The 15635-nt window shown below is 61.5% G+C and carries 16 protein-coding genes; 7 read left to right on the top strand and 9 right to left on the bottom strand.

What is annotated here, in order from left to right; all coding sequences use genetic code 11:
• Positions 1-50 precede the first annotated feature (50 nt).
• The 3 genes from ACEUCR_RS12025 to ACEUCR_RS12035 form a co-directional block, all read right to left on the bottom strand.
• Positions 51-341 carry a putative quinol monooxygenase gene (locus ACEUCR_RS12025; protein ID WP_408790394.1) on the bottom strand — a complete coding sequence of 97 codons (291 nt, stop codon included), beginning with the start codon at positions 339-341 and terminating at the stop codon, positions 51-53.
• Positions 342-495: 154 nt separating this feature from the next.
• Positions 496-861: a VOC family protein gene (locus tag ACEUCR_RS12030; RefSeq protein WP_408790397.1), complete on the bottom strand. Its 366-nt coding sequence runs from the start codon at positions 859-861 to the stop codon at positions 496-498.
• A 38-nt stretch (positions 862-899) separates the two neighbouring features.
• On the bottom strand, positions 900-1274 hold the full coding sequence (locus ACEUCR_RS12035; RefSeq protein ID WP_408790399.1) for a DUF6404 family protein: 375 nt from the start codon (positions 1272-1274) through the stop codon (positions 900-902).
• 195 nt (positions 1275-1469) lie between these two features.
• On the opposite strand from ACEUCR_RS12035, the gene ACEUCR_RS12040 reads away from it, so the two are divergent.
• Positions 1470-2372 (top strand): LysR substrate-binding domain-containing protein, encoded by a 903-nt coding sequence (locus ACEUCR_RS12040; RefSeq protein ID WP_408790401.1) that lies wholly within the window; start codon positions 1470-1472, stop codon positions 2370-2372.
• Between the two features lie 168 nt (positions 2373-2540).
• Here the strand turns inward: ACEUCR_RS12040 and glpK are convergent, their stop codons facing one another.
• Both glpK and ACEUCR_RS12050 read right to left on the bottom strand, forming a co-directional pair.
• Positions 2541-4046: a glycerol kinase GlpK gene (gene glpK / locus ACEUCR_RS12045; RefSeq protein WP_041996393.1), complete on the bottom strand. Its 1506-nt coding sequence runs from the start codon at positions 4044-4046 to the stop codon at positions 2541-2543.
• A gap of 30 nt (positions 4047-4076) precedes the next feature.
• Positions 4077-4925 (bottom strand): MIP/aquaporin family protein, encoded by an 849-nt coding sequence (locus ACEUCR_RS12050; protein WP_111872965.1) that lies wholly within the window; start codon positions 4923-4925, stop codon positions 4077-4079.
• Positions 4926-5408: 483 nt separating this feature from the next.
• Here ACEUCR_RS12050 and glpT point away from each other — a divergent pair, with 483 nt between their 5' ends.
• Entirely contained in the window at positions 5409-6764 is a 1356-nt protein-coding gene (glpT, locus tag ACEUCR_RS12055; RefSeq protein WP_041996399.1) for a glycerol-3-phosphate transporter, read from the top strand.
• Between the two features lie 101 nt (positions 6765-6865).
• Positions 6866-7624: a DeoR/GlpR family transcriptional regulator gene (locus ACEUCR_RS12060; protein ID WP_041996402.1), complete on the top strand. Its 759-nt coding sequence runs from the start codon at positions 6866-6868 to the stop codon at positions 7622-7624.
• Positions 7625-7769: 145 nt separating this feature from the next.
• Here ACEUCR_RS12060 and ACEUCR_RS12065 read toward each other — a convergent pair whose 3' ends face one another.
• Positions 7770-7982: a hypothetical protein gene (locus ACEUCR_RS12065; protein ID WP_392444632.1), complete on the bottom strand. Its 213-nt coding sequence runs from the start codon at positions 7980-7982 to the stop codon at positions 7770-7772.
• On the opposite strand from ACEUCR_RS12065, the gene glpD reads away from it, so the two are divergent.
• The 4 genes from glpD (at position 7981) to tyrA (ending at position 13354) form a co-directional block, all read left to right on the top strand.
• Positions 7981-9468 (top strand): glycerol-3-phosphate dehydrogenase, encoded by a 1488-nt coding sequence (glpD, locus tag ACEUCR_RS12070; RefSeq protein WP_408790405.1) that lies wholly within the window; start codon positions 7981-7983, stop codon positions 9466-9468. The two genes, ACEUCR_RS12065 and glpD, sit on opposite strands and share 2 nt — an antisense overlap.
• Before the next feature lie 168 nt (positions 9469-9636).
• On the top strand, positions 9637-10716 hold the full coding sequence (glpQ, locus tag ACEUCR_RS12075; protein ID WP_041996405.1) for a glycerophosphodiester phosphodiesterase: 1080 nt from the start codon (positions 9637-9639) through the stop codon (positions 10714-10716).
• Between the two features lie 353 nt (positions 10717-11069).
• The gene (locus ACEUCR_RS12080) at positions 11070-12143 is read left to right on the top strand and encodes a 3-deoxy-7-phosphoheptulonate synthase (RefSeq protein WP_041996407.1); all 1074 of its coding nucleotides are present in this window, start codon (positions 11070-11072) and stop codon (positions 12141-12143) included.
• A 71-nt stretch (positions 12144-12214) separates the two neighbouring features.
• Positions 12215-13354: a bifunctional chorismate mutase/prephenate dehydrogenase gene (tyrA, locus tag ACEUCR_RS12085; RefSeq protein WP_408790408.1), complete on the top strand. Its 1140-nt coding sequence runs from the start codon at positions 12215-12217 to the stop codon at positions 13352-13354.
• A 64-nt stretch (positions 13355-13418) separates the two neighbouring features.
• Here tyrA and hdfR read toward each other — a convergent pair whose 3' ends face one another.
• The 3 genes from hdfR to eco form a co-directional block, all read right to left on the bottom strand.
• The gene (hdfR, locus tag ACEUCR_RS12090) at positions 13419-14297 is read right to left on the bottom strand and encodes an HTH-type transcriptional regulator HdfR (protein WP_041996411.1); all 879 of its coding nucleotides are present in this window, start codon (positions 14295-14297) and stop codon (positions 13419-13421) included.
• The gene (maoP, locus tag ACEUCR_RS12095) at positions 14297-14662 is read right to left on the bottom strand and encodes a DUF413 domain-containing protein (RefSeq protein WP_041996414.1); all 366 of its coding nucleotides are present in this window, start codon (positions 14660-14662) and stop codon (positions 14297-14299) included. The genes hdfR and maoP overlap by 1 nt, the downstream gene beginning before the upstream one ends.
• A 300-nt stretch (positions 14663-14962) precedes the next feature.
• The gene (eco, locus tag ACEUCR_RS12100) at positions 14963-15445 is read right to left on the bottom strand and encodes a serine protease inhibitor ecotin (protein WP_041996416.1); all 483 of its coding nucleotides are present in this window, start codon (positions 15443-15445) and stop codon (positions 14963-14965) included.
• Positions 15446-15635: the final 190 nt, after the last annotated feature.

Below are 15635 nucleotides of genomic sequence, written 5' to 3' on the forward strand. Positions count from 1 at the left end.
CCATCCCGCATCCCGCATCCAGAGCGGGCAGGGGCAGGCCGCAGCTGGATTCAGGCTAGTTGATAGCTGCGAACGCTGGTGTTGGCAAACCAGCCCCGGGTGCTGGCCACGAAGGAGAGAAAATGGGGCTGCTGCTGGTGGGCGAGCAGGGCTGATTCACTCTCCCACTCCTCGTACAGCATCCAGCCATGGGGGCTCTCCAGGCTCTGGTGCAACTGGTAGCGAAGGCACCCCGGCTCTTGCAGGGTAGCGGCGATCAGCGGCTCGAGGGCGGCGCGACACTCGGCGGCGAATTCGGGTTTGGCGTCAAGCTGGGCAATCACAATCACGGGGGATGACATCTGAACCTCCTCGTTAAGACGGGAGTCAGTATGCCCACCCCAGACTGGGGGAAACAGGGCAGCAGTCGCAAAACACTATTGAGGTGAGTGCAGCAATGTGGCCTCCCCATGGCTGGTCGTGGTGCAGGTGGACCAAGGGGAGGGCAGAGTATTATCAGGCGCTGGCCGGTTCGGACCAGACCGCAAATTCGTTGCCGCTGGGCTCGACAAAGTGGAAGCGCCGGCCGCCGGGGAAGTCGAATAGCGGGCGGTTGATGATGCCGCCATGGTGCTGCACCTTGGCCTGGGTTGCCGCTATATCGGCGCTGTAGAACACCAGCAGGGCGCCCCCATGATGGCTGTGACTGCACATATCTGCGCGGTAGAAGCCGCCATCCAGCCCTTCCCCTTCGAAGGCGCAATAGTCGGGGCCGTAGTCCGCGAACTGCCAGCCAAAGGCGGCGGTGAAGAAGGCCTGGGTGGCGGCAAGATCCTTTGCCGCAAACTCCACATAGTTCAGTTTTTCATGGGCCCTGGTCATGAGGGTCTCCTTGTCCATGTCGGTGGTTATGTCGGTTGTCAGTCTTGCTGGGGGCGGCTCGTGGAGTGCACCAAGGCGTCCCAGGGGGTCAGCTTGAGCTGCTTGCGCCGAAACCAGAGCCAGGTCGCCATCAGCAGACCGAGCCCTATGCCAAACAGCAGACTCTGGCGCAGGGCGAAGGCCGGACTTACCTCATGCTGCCAGCCGAGGTACCACATCAACACCCCCCAGATGGCACCTGTTGGCAGGCCAAAAGCAAGCAGGTTGACCAGAAAGCGTTCATGGTGGGGCGGTCTGAGTCGCAGGCCCAGCCTGCGTAGCAGTCTGCACAGGGGCGGGTTGTAGTTGGCGTGCCACACGCCTTTGCTTTCCAGCTCCTGGTGGGCTGCCGCCAACCGCTCTTCAAAGTTCATGATGTTTATCCTTGCGATGGTGTGGCGCCATACGGTGCCTTCTGGGTGGCATTGTATCGGCAAGGCGGGTTGGCGGTGTGAGCTGGCCATCACGTTGTTTGTCTGTGGAAATCAAGAATGTGGCCCCCTGTCTGCCTTGCCAACCCAGGGCCATTGCGCCTATAAAGCCCCATGACTCTTGCCAGGATGACAACAATGAAGACCCATTCCGATGAACTGACCCTGTTCGTGGCCGTGGTGGAGGCGGGCAGCTTTCGCCAGGCGGCGGAGAACCTTGGCATGGACAACTCTGTGGTGAGTCGCGGCATCAAACGCCTCGAAGAGAAGCTCGCCACCCTGCTGCTCAACCGCACCACGAGGCGGGTCAGCCTGACCGAGGAGGGGAGCTGGTACTATCAGCGGGCGGTGAAGATTTTGAGCGAGATGAGCGAGGCGGAAGGGCTGCTGCTGATGCGCCGGGAACAACCCGAAGGGGTGTTGAGGGTCGATGCCGCCACCCCTTTCATCCTGCACCGGCTGGTGCCCATCATCGGTGAGTTTCGCCGCCGCTACCCCGGCATAGAGCTGCAACTGCACAGCTCCGAGGGTTTCATCAACCTGATGGAGCGGCGGGTGGACATGGCCATTCGCATCGGCGAGCTGAGCGACTCCTCCCTGCGGGCCCTGCCCCTTGGCCGCTCCAGGCTGCGCCTGCTGGCATCCCCCGCTTACCTGAGCGAGCGCGGCACCCCGCGCCAGCCGGCTGACTTGCTGGCGGGCCACGAGCTGCTCGGTTTTTTGCACCCCGATCACCTCAACCACTGGCCGCTCTTGAGTGCCGAGCAGGGGGACAGATTCCCCATCACCCCGACCCTGCGGGCCAGCAGCGGCGAAACCCTGCGCCAGCTGGCGCTGCGTGGGCAGGGGATCGTCTGCCTGTCGGATTTCATGACGGGGGAGGACAGGGCGAGCGGCGCCCTGGTGGAAGTGCTGGCCCGCAGCAACAGCGGCGCCTCGCGCCCCATCAACGGGGTCTTCTACTCCGATGCCCAGCGGGACATACGGCTGCGGGTCTGGCTCGATTTCCTCAAAGAGCAGCTCGGCGCCGAGGCTTTGTAGGTGGTGGGCGGGGCGCTGCACCCTCTGCCGACCCCTCTTTGCCAGAAGGGAGAGAGTGGATGCCTTTCCTGACGAAGGGGAGGGGCGAGGTGCTTGCGAGCGCCAATGAAAGAGGCCGACATCCCTGTCGGCCTCTTGTCTATCTGACGGATGGGACAGGTCGCCCCATCACTCCTCTTGCGCCCAGCGCAAGGAGCGCTGCACGGCCTTCTGCCAACCGCCATAGAGGCGATCGCGACAGGCGCTGTCCATCTGGGGGGTGAACTCGCGGTCCACGCTGAACTTGTCCTTGAGCTCGTCGGCGCTCTTCCAGAAGCCGACGGCGAGGCCGGCCAGGAAGGCGGCGCCCATGGCGGTGGTCTCGATCCGGGTCGGGCGTACCACAGGGGTGCGCATCATGTCGGACTGGAACTGCATCAGGAAGTCGTTGGCCACGGCGCCGCCGTCCACCTTCAGGGCTGCCAGCTTGATGCCGGAATCCTGCTGCATGGCGTCCAGCACGTCACGGCTCTGGTAGGCGATGGATTCCAGCGCCGCGCGGATCACGTGGTTGCGGTTGGTGCCACGGGTCAGGCCGACCATGGTGCCGCGAGCATAGGGATCCCAGTAGGGGGCGCCCAGGCCGACGAAGGCCGGTACCAGGTAGACGCCATTGGTGTCGCCCACCTTGGTGGCGAAGTAGTCGGTGTCGCGGGCATCGTGAATGAGCTTCATCTCGTCGCGCAGCCACTGCACGGTGGCGCCGCCCATGAAGACGGCCCCTTCCAGGGCGTAGTTGACGTCACCCTTGGGACCGACCGCGATCGTGGTCAGCAGACCGTTGCTGGAGCGAACCGGCTCTGTGCCTGTGTTCATCAGCAGGAAGCAGCCGGTGCCGTAGGTGTTCTTGGCCATGCCCTTCTCGAAACAGAGCTGGCCGAACAGGGCCGCCTGCTGGTCACCGGCGATGCCGGCGATGGGGATGCGGGCGCCGCCGCCACGGGTGGTGTAGCCATAGACCTCGGAGGAGGGCTTGACCTCGGGCAGCATGGAGGCGGGGATGCCCAGCTCGTCCAGCATGCGCTGATCCCACTTCAGATCGCGGATGTTGTAGAGCATGGTGCGCGAGGCATTGGTGGGGTCGGTGACGTGCACCTCGCCGTTGGTCATCTTCCACAGCAACCAGGTGTCGACGGTGCCAAACAGCAGCTCGCCGTTCATGGCCTGCTCCCGTGCCCCTTCCACGTTGTCCAGGATCCACTTCACCTTGGTGCCGGAGAAGTAGGCATCGACCACCAGGCCGGTGTTTTCGCGCACGTACTCTTCCAGGCCACGGGCCTTGAGCTCTTCACAGATGGCCGCGGTGCGGCGGCACTGCCAGACGATGGCGTTGTAGATGGGCTTGCCGGTGGCTTTCTCCCACACCACTGTGGTTTCACGCTGGTTGGTGATGCCGATGGCGGCGATCTGGTCGCTGTGCAGGCCGCTCTTGGCCAGCACCTCGGTGAACACGGAGGACTGGGTCGCCCAGATCTCCATGGGGTCGTGCTCGACCCAGCCCGCTTTCGGGTAGTGCTGGGTAAATTCGCGCTGGGAGACGGCCACTATGTTGGCATCCTGATCGAAGACGATGGCGCGCGAAGAGGTGGTGCCTTGGTCCAGGGCGACGACGTACTTTTGTTGTTCAGTTGACATGATGTTCTCCAGGTTTGGATGGGACCGCTCTTAGGCGGCGGCCTCTTCTTTGTTAGACAGCTTGGCGGCGTCGGTGGTCGCGACGCGGTTGCCCGGCACGCAGGGAGCCAGCACTTTCACATACAGGGCGGTACCGAGCTGGGCGCCAACGATGGGGCCGAGGATGGGTACCCAGAAGTAGGGGTTGTCGCGACCGCCGGTCAGGGCCATGTCGCCCCAGCCTGCGAAGAAGGCGAACAATTTGGGACCGAAATCACGGGCCGGGTTCATGGCAAAGCCGGTCAAGGGGCCGAGGGAGGCGCCGATCACCGCGATCAGGATGCCGATGAGCAGGGCGGCGGCGAAGCCTTTGGGGCCGCCATTGTTCGCATCCCCCAGGGCCATGATGCCCAGCATCAGCACGGCGGTGATCACCAGCTCGACCGCGAACGCCTGCATGTTGCTGAGCAGGGCATTGGGGTAGGTGGAGAAGATGCCGGCGGTGCCGAGGCTCTCGACGCTGCCGCGCACCACGCCATGGGTCAGTTCCCACTGGGTGAACAGGTTGGCGTAGAGGAAGTAGACCAGAGCGGCGGAGGCGAAGGCGCCCGCTATCTGGGCGATGATGAAGGGCACCACCTTGCGCTTGTCGAAGCCGCAGAAGGTCATCAGCGCCAGGGTGACCGCCGGGTTCAGGTGAGCGCCTGATATGCCGCCGGTCACATAGATGGCGATGGCCACCCCCATGCCCCAGGTGATGGAGATTTCCCACTGGCCGAAGTTGGCGCCGGCCAGCACCAGGGCCGCCACGCAACCGACGCCGAAGAAGATCAGCAGGCCGGTGCCGATAAATTCGGCGAGGCACTCGCCGAGCAGGGTATTGGGTCTTTGTATGCTCATACCGTTAGATTCCTTTTTATCCACCCACAGACAGGTTTTGATATTCCATGTTTTCAGTCCACTTGGTCTCGACACCGTACTTGTTGTTTTTTGAACCTGCGCAAACGTTATGCTCGTTTGCGCTCGTTGTCGGACGAAAGAGAAAATAAACCTTTCTCCTCTGTTCGCCACACCCCTCTGTTGGGAAATGTGGACAAGATCCCATTCATTGCTAAGAAAATGTGACGAAAGACGGTGTTGTCAAAGTGGTTTACCTCTTAGTGGTTAGCCTGTAGGCCGCGCCATTGCCGCCTGTCGTTCCGCCGACTTTCTGCTCATTTGTGCCCATCAACTGTAATAAAACTGTAATATTTTCGGTTTCATCACAGATTGAATGTTCCAAAATGCGCATAATAGGCTCGCTTACGAATCAGGTTGTTCTGATCGTGCATCCTGGACCGGATAACTTCCTCAACCCCATAACAACAAGACAAGGACACTAAGATGCTTAGTTTGTTCAGGCCCGCGCCCCACATCGAGCGCCTGCCGGCCGACAAGGTGGACCCCTTCTACAAGCGCATGCGCTGGCAGATGTTTTTCGGGATCTTCCTCGGCTACGCCGGTTACTACCTGGTGCGCAAGAACTTCAGTCTGGCCATGCCCTATCTGGTGGAGCAGGGCTTCTCCCGTGGCGATCTGGGCCTGGCCCTGTCCGGGGTCTCCATCGCCTATGGCCTCTCCAAGTTCCTGATGGGCAACGTCTCCGACCGATCCAATGCCCGTTACTTCCTCTCCGCCGGTCTGCTGCTCTCGGCCGGCATCATGTTCATGATGGGCACCATGCACTGGGCGACCTCCAGCATTGCCATCATGTTCGTGCTCTTGTTCCTCAACGGCTGGGTGCAGGGCATGGGTTGGCCCCCCTGCGGTCGCACCATGGTGCACTGGTGGTCACAAAAGGAGCGGGGCGAGATCGTCTCGGTCTGGAACGTGGCCCACAACGTGGGTGGCGGCATGATAGGCCCGCTGTTCATCCTCGGCATGGGCTGGTTCAACGACTGGCGCAGCGCCTTCTATGTGCCGGCGGCGGCGGCCGCTGCCATTGCGGTGATCATCTTCTTCGTGATGCGCGATACCCCGCAATCGGTCGGCCTGCCTCCCATCGAGGAGTACAAGGACGATTACCCCAAGGATTACAACGAAAGCCACGAGCAGGAGTTCTCCGCCAAGGAGATCTTCATGAAGTACGTGTTTCGCAACAAGCTGCTGTGGTACATCGCCATCGCCAACGCCTTCGTCTACCTCATTCGCTACGGCGTGCTGGACTGGGCCCCGACCTATCTGAAAGAGGCCAAGGACTTCAGCGTGGATCACTCCTCCTGGGCCTACTTCCTCTATGAGTGGGCGGGTATCCCGGGCACCCTGCTGTGCGGCTGGATCTCGGACAAGCTGTTCCAGGGTCGCCGTGCCCCGGCCGGTATCCTGTTCATGGTGCTGGTGACCCTCTCAGTGCTGGTCTACTGGTTCAACCCGGCAGGCAACCCGACCGTGGACATGATGGCCCTGATTGCCATCGGCTTCCTCATCTACGGCCCCGTCATGCTGATCGGTCTTTACGCCCTGGAGCTGGCGCCCAAGAAGGCGGCCGGTACCGCGGCAGGCTTCACCGGCCTGTTCGGTTACCTGGGCGGCGCCGTGGCGGCCAACGCCATGCTGGGCTACACGGTCGACCACTTCGGCTGGGACGGTGGCTTCCTGGTATTGACCGTTTCCTGCGTGCTCTCCATCGTGCTGCTGGCCATGACCCTCAAGCACGAAAACATCGCAGTGGCAGCCAAGGCGGCCGCCAATAAGGCATAAAACGTGATCCTGACCTTATTGATCCGAAAGGGGATAAGGTAAACTCCAAAAGGCCCCGCATCTGCCGGGGCCTTTTTTTGTTTCATCATCGGAGTACACACGTGAAGCAAACCCAACGACATCTGGAGATATTGGACGTCCTGACGCGGCAGGGATTTGTCTCGACGGAAGATCTGGTGAGTCATTTCGACGTCAGCCCCCAGACCATTCGCCGGGATCTGAACGATCTCGCCGAGCAGAACAAGATACGGCGCCATCATGGCGGTGCCTCATTGCATTCGAGTACCGTCAATACCGCCTACAGTGCCCGCAAGGTGATGCAGCTCAAGGAGAAGGAGCGTATCGCCCGGGAAGTGGCCGCCAACATTCCCGACGGCTCGTCGCTCTTCATCGACATCGGCACCACCACGGAGGCTATCGCCCGGGCCCTGCTGGACCACAGGGAGCTGCGCATCGTCACCAACAACCTCAACGTCGCCAGCATTCTGACCGCCAAGGATGACTTCACCGTCATCATCGCCGGTGGCGAGATCCGCAACCGGGATGGCGGCATCGTCGGCGAGGCGACCCGGGACTTCATCGGCCAGTTTCGCATGGACTATGGCGTCATCGGCATCTCCGGCATCGATGGCGACGGCTCCCTGCTCGATTTCGACTATCACGAGGTGAAGATAGCCCAGGCCATCATCGCCCACTCCCGTCAGGTGTTTCTGGCCGCCGACCATACCAAGTTTGGCCGCAACGCCATGGTCAACCTGGGCCACCTCAATCAGGTCCACGCCCTGTTCACCGACCAGTCCCCCCCCGAGAAGCTGATGCGCATCATGGCCCAGCACCAGATCGCCTGCCATATCTGCTGATGACGCCGGTGTCCCCTTCTTACTGACGTCCCTCGGCTTCCCTTTGGCCGCCCCTCGGCGGCCTGATGCTTCGCTACCTTCCTTCCACCCCGCGCCGGGTCTCGGCCTTCATCCCGGTAACTGTCATCAAGCCGCCATCCTGCCGTCATGGCCCCATGCCAATACAGAGCACACGACCTTGCCGCGCCAGTGGGACTGGCAGGGAGGGCGGGGCAGAGGCGCCTTTTTCGACGACGTCCTCTATCTCGATCACACTTTCTTCATGAAATGTTCGTTTATCGCTTTTTAATGCTCTAATATGAGCGAAATCAAACATTGCCACGTTGGCGAACGCAAAAATAAGAAAGTAGGTGAACATGAGCGAACATTATGATCTGGTCGTCGTCGGTGGCGGCATCAATGGGGTCGGCATCGCGGCCGATGCGGCGGGTCGTGGCCTGAAAGTCGGTCTGTTCGAGGCTCATGATCTCGCCTCGGCGACCTCGTCCAACTCCAGCAAGCTGATCCACGGTGGCCTGCGCTATCTCGAGCATTACGAGTTCAGGCTGGTGAAAGAGGCCCTGGCTGAGCGGGAAGTGCTGCTCGCCATGGCGCCGCACATCGCCCGCCCCATGCGTTTTCGCCTGCCCCATCGCCCGCACCTGCGCCCGGCCTGGATGATCCGCGCCGGCCTCTTCCTCTATGACAACCTGGCCAAGCGCGACAAGCTCAAGGGCAGCTGTGGCGTGCGCCTCCTGCCCCAGGATGGCCTGGTTGCCGGGATCGACAAGGGATTCGAGTATTCGGATGCCTGGGTCGACGACGCCCGTCTGGTGGTACTCAATGCCATGATGGCCCGCAGCAAGGGGGCCCATGTGCAGACCCGTACCCGCTGCGTCAAGGCAGAGCGTGGCGACAAGCAGTGGACCCTGACCCTGGAGCGGGAAGGGGGAGAGCGCTTCACCGTCACCTGCAAGGGACTGGTGAACGCGGCGGGCCCCTGGGTCAAGACCTTCTATGACGAGGGGATCCACGAAAAATCCCCCCGCGGCATTCGCCTCATCAAGGGCAGCCACATCATAGTGCCGCGCATTCACGAGCGCGAAGAGGCCTACATACTGCAAAACGAGGATCATCGCATCGTCTTCGTCATCCCTTACCAGCAGGATTACTCCCTCATCGGCACCACTGACGTGGAGCACAAGGGCAGCGCCCGGGATGCCCACATCAGCGATGCGGAGGTGAACTATCTGTGCAACGTGGTCAATGCCCACTTCACCCGCAAGATAGCCCCCAAAGACGTGGTCTGGACCTACTCGGGCGTGCGACCGCTGTGCGATGACGAGTCCGATTCCCCCCAGGCGGTGACCCGGGACTATACCCTGGAACTCTCCGGCGACGCCGACGGGGCACCGCTTTTGTCGGTGTTTGGCGGCAAGCTCACCACCTACCGCAAGCTGGCCCAGGCGGCATGCCACAAGCTCAAACCCTGGTTCAGCCAGATGGGAGAGGACTGGACCGCCACCAGCCGGCTGCCCGGCGGCGAGTTCGATTGCAGCACCCAGGATCTGGCCCGGGCCTACAGGCTCGAGTTTGACTGGCTGGACGAGCGCAGTGCCCAGCGCATCAGCGAGGCTTACGGCAGCCAGGCCCGACTCTGGCTGCAACAGGAGCGTGGCGAGCACTTTGGTGCCGGTCTGTACGAATCCGAGGTGCGCTACCTGCTGGAGTGTGAATGGGCCCACGGCCTGGAAGACATACTGTGGCGCCGCAGCAAGCTGGGGCTGTGCCTGAGCGCGGCCGAGCAGGCCCGGCTGCAAGCCTGGCTCGAACAGTATCATCACGCCTTGCCCCAGGCCATGTGACGACGAGGGGGATGAGGGGGATGCCCCTCATCCCCGGCAGTGTGGCTGCCTGGGCTGTCATCATCTGCCCGTCATCTTTTTCCCATATAACAAGAATCTACCCCAGCCCCCGTCTACCTCCGGGGCTGGCGGTCTGACCGACCCTTCAAAACAACAAGAGCATCCAAGATGAAATCATTTGCCATCCCCCTGCTTGCCCTCTCCCTCGGCGCCGCTCTCTCTGTGCCTGCCCTGGCCGCCGATGAAGGCAAGATTGTGATCGCCCACCGCGGCGCCTCCGGCTACCTGCCCGAGCACACCCTGGCATCCAAGGCCCTGGCCTATGGCATGGGCGTCGACTATCTGGAGCAGGATCTGGTGATGACCAAGGATGACCAGCTGGTGGTGATGCACGATCACTTCCTCGATGGCATCACGGACGTGGCGACGCGCTTCCCCGGTCGGGCCCGTGCCGATGGTCGTTACTATGTGGTGGACTTCACCCTGGCCGAGGTGCGCTCCCTGCGCATGACGGAGCCGTTCCAGCTGGTGGACGGCAAGCAGGTGCCCGTCTATCCGGCCCGCTTCCCCCTGTGGCAGTCGGATTTTCGCATCCACACCTTCCAGGAAGAGATAGAGATGATCCAGGGGCTCAACAAGAGCACCGGAAAGCACATCGGCATCTACCCGGAGATAAAAGCCCCCTGGCTGTTCCGCCACGAAGGCAAGGACATCTCCAAGGCGGTGCTGACCGTGCTCAAGCAATACGGCTACACCAGTAAAGAGAGCAAGATCTACCTGCAGAGCTTCGACGCCGATGAGCTCAAGCGCATCGACACCGAGCTGATGCCAGCCATGGGGATGGATCTGAAACTGGTGCAGCTGATGGCCGAAACCGACTGGCACGAGACCATGGTCTACGACGCCAAGGGCCAGGCGACCCCCTATGACTACGACTGGATGTTCAAGCCGGGTGCCATGAAGACCATCGCCAGCTATGCCGAGGGGATTGGCCCCTGGAAGCCCATGGTGGTGACCGAGCCGGGTACCCAGGGCAAGCCTGTCATCACCGCCATGGTGAAGGAAGCCCACGCCGCCGGCCTCAAGGTGCATCCTTATACCTTCCGCCAGGACGAGGGTCAGATCCCGGCCTATGCCAAGGATTTCACCGACCTGCTCAACATCTTCCTCTATCAGGCGGATGTGGACGGCGTGTTCAGCGACTTCCCGGACAAGGCGGTGGAGGTCATCAAGGCCCACGGCAAATAATAAAAGAAGAGCAACACGGGAGTGCAAGCGGGGCCAGGTGCCCCGCTTTTTTGTGCCCGGGGTCGCCACCCGGAGGGGGCTGGGGGAGAGAGGGATGAGGTTGAAGGTGGAGGGTGTAATTATTTGTTTACGAAATGGTGCTATTTTGGCCCTGCCAACCGCTACATTCTGGTGGTGAACACCAGCATGCTTGGTCATTTATCCATCTGATAGCGTGTGAAGACGCTGTTTTCACTTGATTGTTTGTTTTTCCTTGGTAAGGTGGGGGCGGTTGCGTAACGAAGTACTGACTCGTGTAAATAAAAATGAACGATTGGTGCTGTTGGCTTTAATACAGTAGAGAGAAAGAGAAGATGCAAAGAGATCCCCTGAACAACATCCATATCCAGTCCGAACAAGTGATGATCACGCCTGCCCAGCTCAAGGAGAAACTGCCCATCTCCGATCGTGCGCTGGCATTCGTGCAAGGGGCCCGCAATACCATAGCCGACATCATCCATCGTCGCGATCACCGCCTGCTGGTGATCTGTGGTCCTTGCTCCATCCACGACATGGACGCCGCCAAAGAGTACGCAACCAGACTCAAAGCGCTGCATGACGCCTATCAGGACTCTCTCTACATTGTCATGCGGGTCTACTTTGAGAAGCCGCGCACCACGGTCGGCTGGAAAGGCTTTATCAACGACCCGAACCTGGATGGCACCTTCGACGTGGAGCTGGGACTGCACCGCGCCCGGGAGCTGCTCTGCTGGCTCGCCGAGCTGGAGTTGCCGCTGGCGACCGAGGCGCTGGATCCCATCAGCCCCCAATACCTGGCTGAGCTCTTCTCCTGGTCGGCCATCGGCGCCCGCACCACCGAATCCCAGACCCACAGGGAGATGGCCTCCGGCCTCTCCATGCCGGTGGGCTTCAAGAACGGCACCGACGGCAACCTGGGCACCGCCATCAATGCGCTGCAGGCGGCCTCCAGCCCCCACGCCTTCATGGGGATCAACCAGCAGGGCCAGGTCGCGCTGTTGCAGACCCAGGGCAACCCGGATGGTCACGTGATCCTGCGCGGCGGCAAGCACCCGAACTACGACTCGGTCAATGTGTCCCTGGCGGAAGAGGCGCTGGAAAAGGCGGGTCTGCTGCCCGGCCTGGTGGTGGATTGCAGCCACGGCAACTCCAGCAAGGATCACCGTCTGCAACCCAAGGTGGCGGACAACGTCATCCACCAGATCCAGGAGGGCAACCGCTCCATCATAGGGGTAATGCTCGAATCCAACCTGTTTGAAGGCAACCAGTCCAGCGAGCAGCCCAAGTGCGACATGCGCTACGGCGTCTCCATCACTGATGCCTGCATCGACTGGGAGACCACGGATGCGCTGCTGGCCCGCTGCCACAGCCAGCTGGCGGCGCCGCTCAAGGGCAGAACTGGGCGTTAAGCCGTGGTATCTTGTCACAACGTATTGATTCACATGGCGTCGCTTGCTGGCGGCGCCGGCAGGGACTGGATATGGCACAAGAGTTGAACGCCCTCAGGGACAAGATAGATGCGGTGGACAAGCAGTTGCTCGATCTGCTGGCCGCCCGTCTGGCCCTGGTGGGGGAAGTGGGCGAGGTGAAGAGCCGCCACGGTCTGCCCATCTATGCACCGGATCGGGAGGCGAGCATGCTGGCCCGCCGCCGGGAAGAAGCCGAGCGCCTCGGGGTGCCCGGGGATCTCATCGAGGACGTGTTGCGCCGGGTGATGCGCGAATCCTATATCCTCGAATCGACCAGCGACAAGGAACACCACTTCAAGTGCATGAAGCCGGATCTGGGCAAGGTGGTGATCATAGGGGGCCAGGGTCAGCTTGGCCGTCTGTTCGGCAACCTGTTCAGCCTCTCGGGCTATCGGGTCGAGACTCTGGAGCAGGCCGACTGGCCCAGGGCCGACGACATCCTGGCCGATGCGGGGCTGGTGATGGTGGCCGTGCCCATCGACGTCACCTGCCAGGTGATCGACCGGCTTGGCAAGCTGCCTGCGGATTGCCTGCTGGTGGATGTGACCAGCGTGAAAGCGGCGCCGCTCGAGCACATGCTGGCGGTACACAAAGGGCCTGTGCTGGGGCTGCACCCCATGTTCGGGCCGGACGTGGCGAGCCTGGCCAAGCAGGTGATCGTCTGCTGCCAGGGCCGTGACGGCGCCGCCAGCCAGTGGCTGCTGGATCAGATGACCATCTGGGGCGCCCGCCTGCAGCAGGTGGAGGCCAAGGCTCACGACGAGGCCATGACCCTCATTCAGGCGCTGCGCCACTTCGCCACCTTCGCCTACGGTTGGCACCTCTCCCGGGAGGGAGCGGATCTGGAGCGGCTGCTTAATCTAAGCTCGCCGATTTACCGGCTGGAGCTGGCCATGGTGGGGCGGCTGTTTGCCCAGGATCCCGAGCTTTATGCCGACATCATCCTCTCCTCACCCCAGAATCTGGCCATGGTGCGCCGCTACTTCGAGCGCTTTGGCGAGGGGCTCCATCTGCTGGAGCAGGGGGACAGGGTAGGCTTCATCGCCGCGTTTCGCCAGGTGTCCGACTTCTTCGGTCCCCATGCGGATCAGTTCCTGAAAGAGAGCCGTCTGCTGCTGGCCCAGGCCAACGACAGGCGCCACTACGGCTGAGGGCCGGTGAGCCGACATAAAAAACAGCAGGGGCCCGCGGGCCCCTGCTGTTTTTTGGCACAGGTCAACCCTGTGGGGCTGGCAGGTAGAGCTCGGCGCCGTCCCAGCCCAGGGGCAGGGTGAGCAGCTGATCGATCAGCTCCCGGCGATCGGATTTCTCCAGATAGGCGAGGTAGAGCGGACGGCGCAGGGGCTGTCCTCCTTCCACCAGATGCAGGCGACCCTGTTCCAGGAAGGGGGTCAGCATGCGCCTTGGCAGGTAGGCGGCGCCGCCGTTGGCCAGCACGAATTGCAGCGCCATGCTGGCGGAGCTCGAGTGCAGCACCGGGGTCTTCTGCAGGCTCTGCAACCGGCTCGGCTGAGGCTCGAAGCTGGTGCCCCAGTCGAGATGGATATGAGGCATCTGCATCAGGCTGTCGGCATTGGCGGCCGGGTCCCGGCTTACCAGCTCGAACACCAGCTCGCCGATGGGGTGCAGGGCTATCTCGTCGATCTTGGTCGGCTCGGAGAGCAGGGCCAAGTCCAGGGAGCGCTCCAGCAGCTGGCGGCAGAGGTGCTCGCGAGAGGCGGTCTCGAGCCGTACCGCCAGGCCCGGTGCCAGGGCATAGACGTGATTGAGCCAGTCGTTGAAATCCAGCTCCCAGAACACGGGAGGGGCGCCGATGGCGAGTTGCTGGCTGAAGCCGGGGGAGAGGGCCACGTCCTGCTTGGCGCGGCCCAGGGTGTGCAAGATGGCGTCGGCGTAAGGGAGCAGACGCTCACCGGAGGCGGTCAGCCTGATGTTGTTGCGATGGCGGGCAAACAGGCTGACCCCGAGTTGCTGCTCGAGCTGGCGGATGCGAAAGCTCACCGCCGACTGGGTCAGATAGAGATTCTCGGCGGCGCGGCCGAAGTGACGGGTCTTGCTGACTTCGATGAAGGTGCGCAGCAGTTCGGTATCCATCAGTCGAGGGACTCGTCACCGCCACCCGCACTGCCACCGCCGCCGTCGAAGCTGCCGCCGGCATCGTCACTGGCGCCGCCGGCGACGGTGCACAGACGATGCACCCGCTTGGGACCAATCACCTTGAGGTATTTGAACCACACCTTGGCGTGGGGGTTGCTGCCGGCCTCACCGGCCTTGAGCTGCTCGGCAAAGGCGGTCTCCACCTCGTCCCGGGGGGCCAGGTTGCCCTGATAGATGGCCAGCATGGCGGTGCCGTATTTTTCCAGACTGTCTGCTTCGGCGACGGTGAATTCACCACTGCGACGCAGGCCACGGGGAAAATGTTTGAAGTCGTTGAAACGCTTGTCTGATTCGAAGCTCATAGTGCTCTTGTTCTGGTTAGTTTGACCTTTGCGGGCAAGTATCATCAGGCTTTTACAGAGTGCAAAATCAATTTTCTCACTATATGGATAAAAATATTTTATTGAACTTGTCGGTGTCGTGCCGATGGGAAACAGTTGGGGCCACTTGATTAAAAAGTGAGAAAAATAACGGAGTTATGACGTGTTTCGTCATGAGATTGTCACCGAAATCCCCCTTTTTTGGCCAAGGAAAAGGGCGCACGGTGGCGCCCTTTGGTTGTCATTGTCGCTGCTGGCCGGATTGGGCCACAGGGCACTGGATCACTCGATCATGGCCGGCTGGGCCTGGGCATCGGCACGCCACAGACGGTAGCGTACTTCGTACTCCTGGGGCACATAGATGACGAAGGGCAGCTTGGAGTTGTAGTTCACGAAGAAGCCCTGGCCATAGATCTGGACGAAGCTCTCTTTCTTCTGGCCATCCGGGCAGGCCATCAGGGTACTGATGGGGTCTGATACCTTGCCCAGGGTCAGGTAGTTGTAACCCCAGCCCTTGACACTGTGCTGCTCCAGGTTGCCGGCGAAGCGGGGGACATTGCAGTCCACCAGCATCTTCTTGCCCACTTGCAGCTCGACCATCATGTCGGCTTCGTTCTCGACTTCCGGCAGACGGATCACGACACGTTCCTGGTTCACTTCGGCGGCCGGAAACATGCTGATATCAAATTTTTTCGGTTCGGCGGCGAAGGCATGACCGCTCAGCAAGAAGGCGCCCAGCAGGCTAAAACGCAATACGGTTTTCATCTGTACCTCATGGGATTGGTCTATCGTCGCTAGACTAACCGCTCTGTGCCTTTCATACCAGCGCTCTGCCACGCAAATCCCGCCTGTTCGGCCACACAATGACGTTATCTGGCTATTTTCTGTCGATGTGCCGAGTGCTCGTACCTATCCGGGCGAAAAACGGCTGGCAGAGCCCTCTGCCAGCCGTGCT

Origin of the sequence: Aeromonas bivalvium (genome assembly GCF_046078285.1) — a bacterium.
Classification (GTDB): Bacteria; Pseudomonadota; Gammaproteobacteria; order Enterobacterales; family Aeromonadaceae; genus Aeromonas; species Aeromonas bivalvium.

Bases quoted from the DNA above. Each gene is read 5' to 3' on its own strand.
- ACEUCR_RS12025 (WP_408790394.1), bottom strand. From the start codon at position 341: ATGTCATCCCCCGTGATTGTGATTGCCCAGCTTGACGCCAAACCCGAA.
- ACEUCR_RS12030 (WP_408790397.1), bottom strand. From the start codon at position 861: ATGACCAGGGCCCATGAAAAACTGAACTATGTGGAGTTTGCGGCAAAG.
- ACEUCR_RS12035 (WP_408790399.1), bottom strand. From the start codon at position 1,274: ATGAACTTTGAAGAGCGGTTGGCGGCAGCCCACCAGGAGCTGGAAAGC.
- ACEUCR_RS12040 (WP_408790401.1), top strand. From the start codon at position 1,470: ATGAAGACCCATTCCGATGAACTGACCCTGTTCGTGGCCGTGGTGGAG.
- glpK (WP_041996393.1), bottom strand. From the start codon at position 4,046: ATGTCAACTGAACAACAAAAGTACGTCGTCGCCCTGGACCAAGGCACC.
- ACEUCR_RS12050 (WP_111872965.1), bottom strand. From the start codon at position 4,925: ATGAGCATACAAAGACCCAATACCCTGCTCGGCGAGTGCCTCGCCGAA.
- glpT (WP_041996399.1), top strand. From the start codon at position 5,409: ATGCTTAGTTTGTTCAGGCCCGCGCCCCACATCGAGCGCCTGCCGGCC.
- glpD (WP_408790405.1), top strand. From the start codon at position 7,981: ATGAGCGAACATTATGATCTGGTCGTCGTCGGTGGCGGCATCAATGGG.
- ACEUCR_RS12065 (WP_392444632.1), bottom strand. From the start codon at position 7,982: ATGTTCACCTACTTTCTTATTTTTGCGTTCGCCAACGTGGCAATGTTT.
- glpQ (WP_041996405.1), top strand. From the start codon at position 9,637: ATGAAATCATTTGCCATCCCCCTGCTTGCCCTCTCCCTCGGCGCCGCT.
- ACEUCR_RS12080 (WP_041996407.1), top strand. From the start codon at position 11,070: ATGCAAAGAGATCCCCTGAACAACATCCATATCCAGTCCGAACAAGTG.
- tyrA (WP_408790408.1), top strand. From the start codon at position 12,215: ATGGCACAAGAGTTGAACGCCCTCAGGGACAAGATAGATGCGGTGGAC.
- hdfR (WP_041996411.1), bottom strand. From the start codon at position 14,297: ATGGATACCGAACTGCTGCGCACCTTCATCGAAGTCAGCAAGACCCGT.
- maoP (WP_041996414.1), bottom strand. From the start codon at position 14,662: ATGAGCTTCGAATCAGACAAGCGTTTCAACGACTTCAAACATTTTCCC.
- eco (WP_041996416.1), bottom strand. From the start codon at position 15,445: ATGAAAACCGTATTGCGTTTTAGCCTGCTGGGCGCCTTCTTGCTGAGC.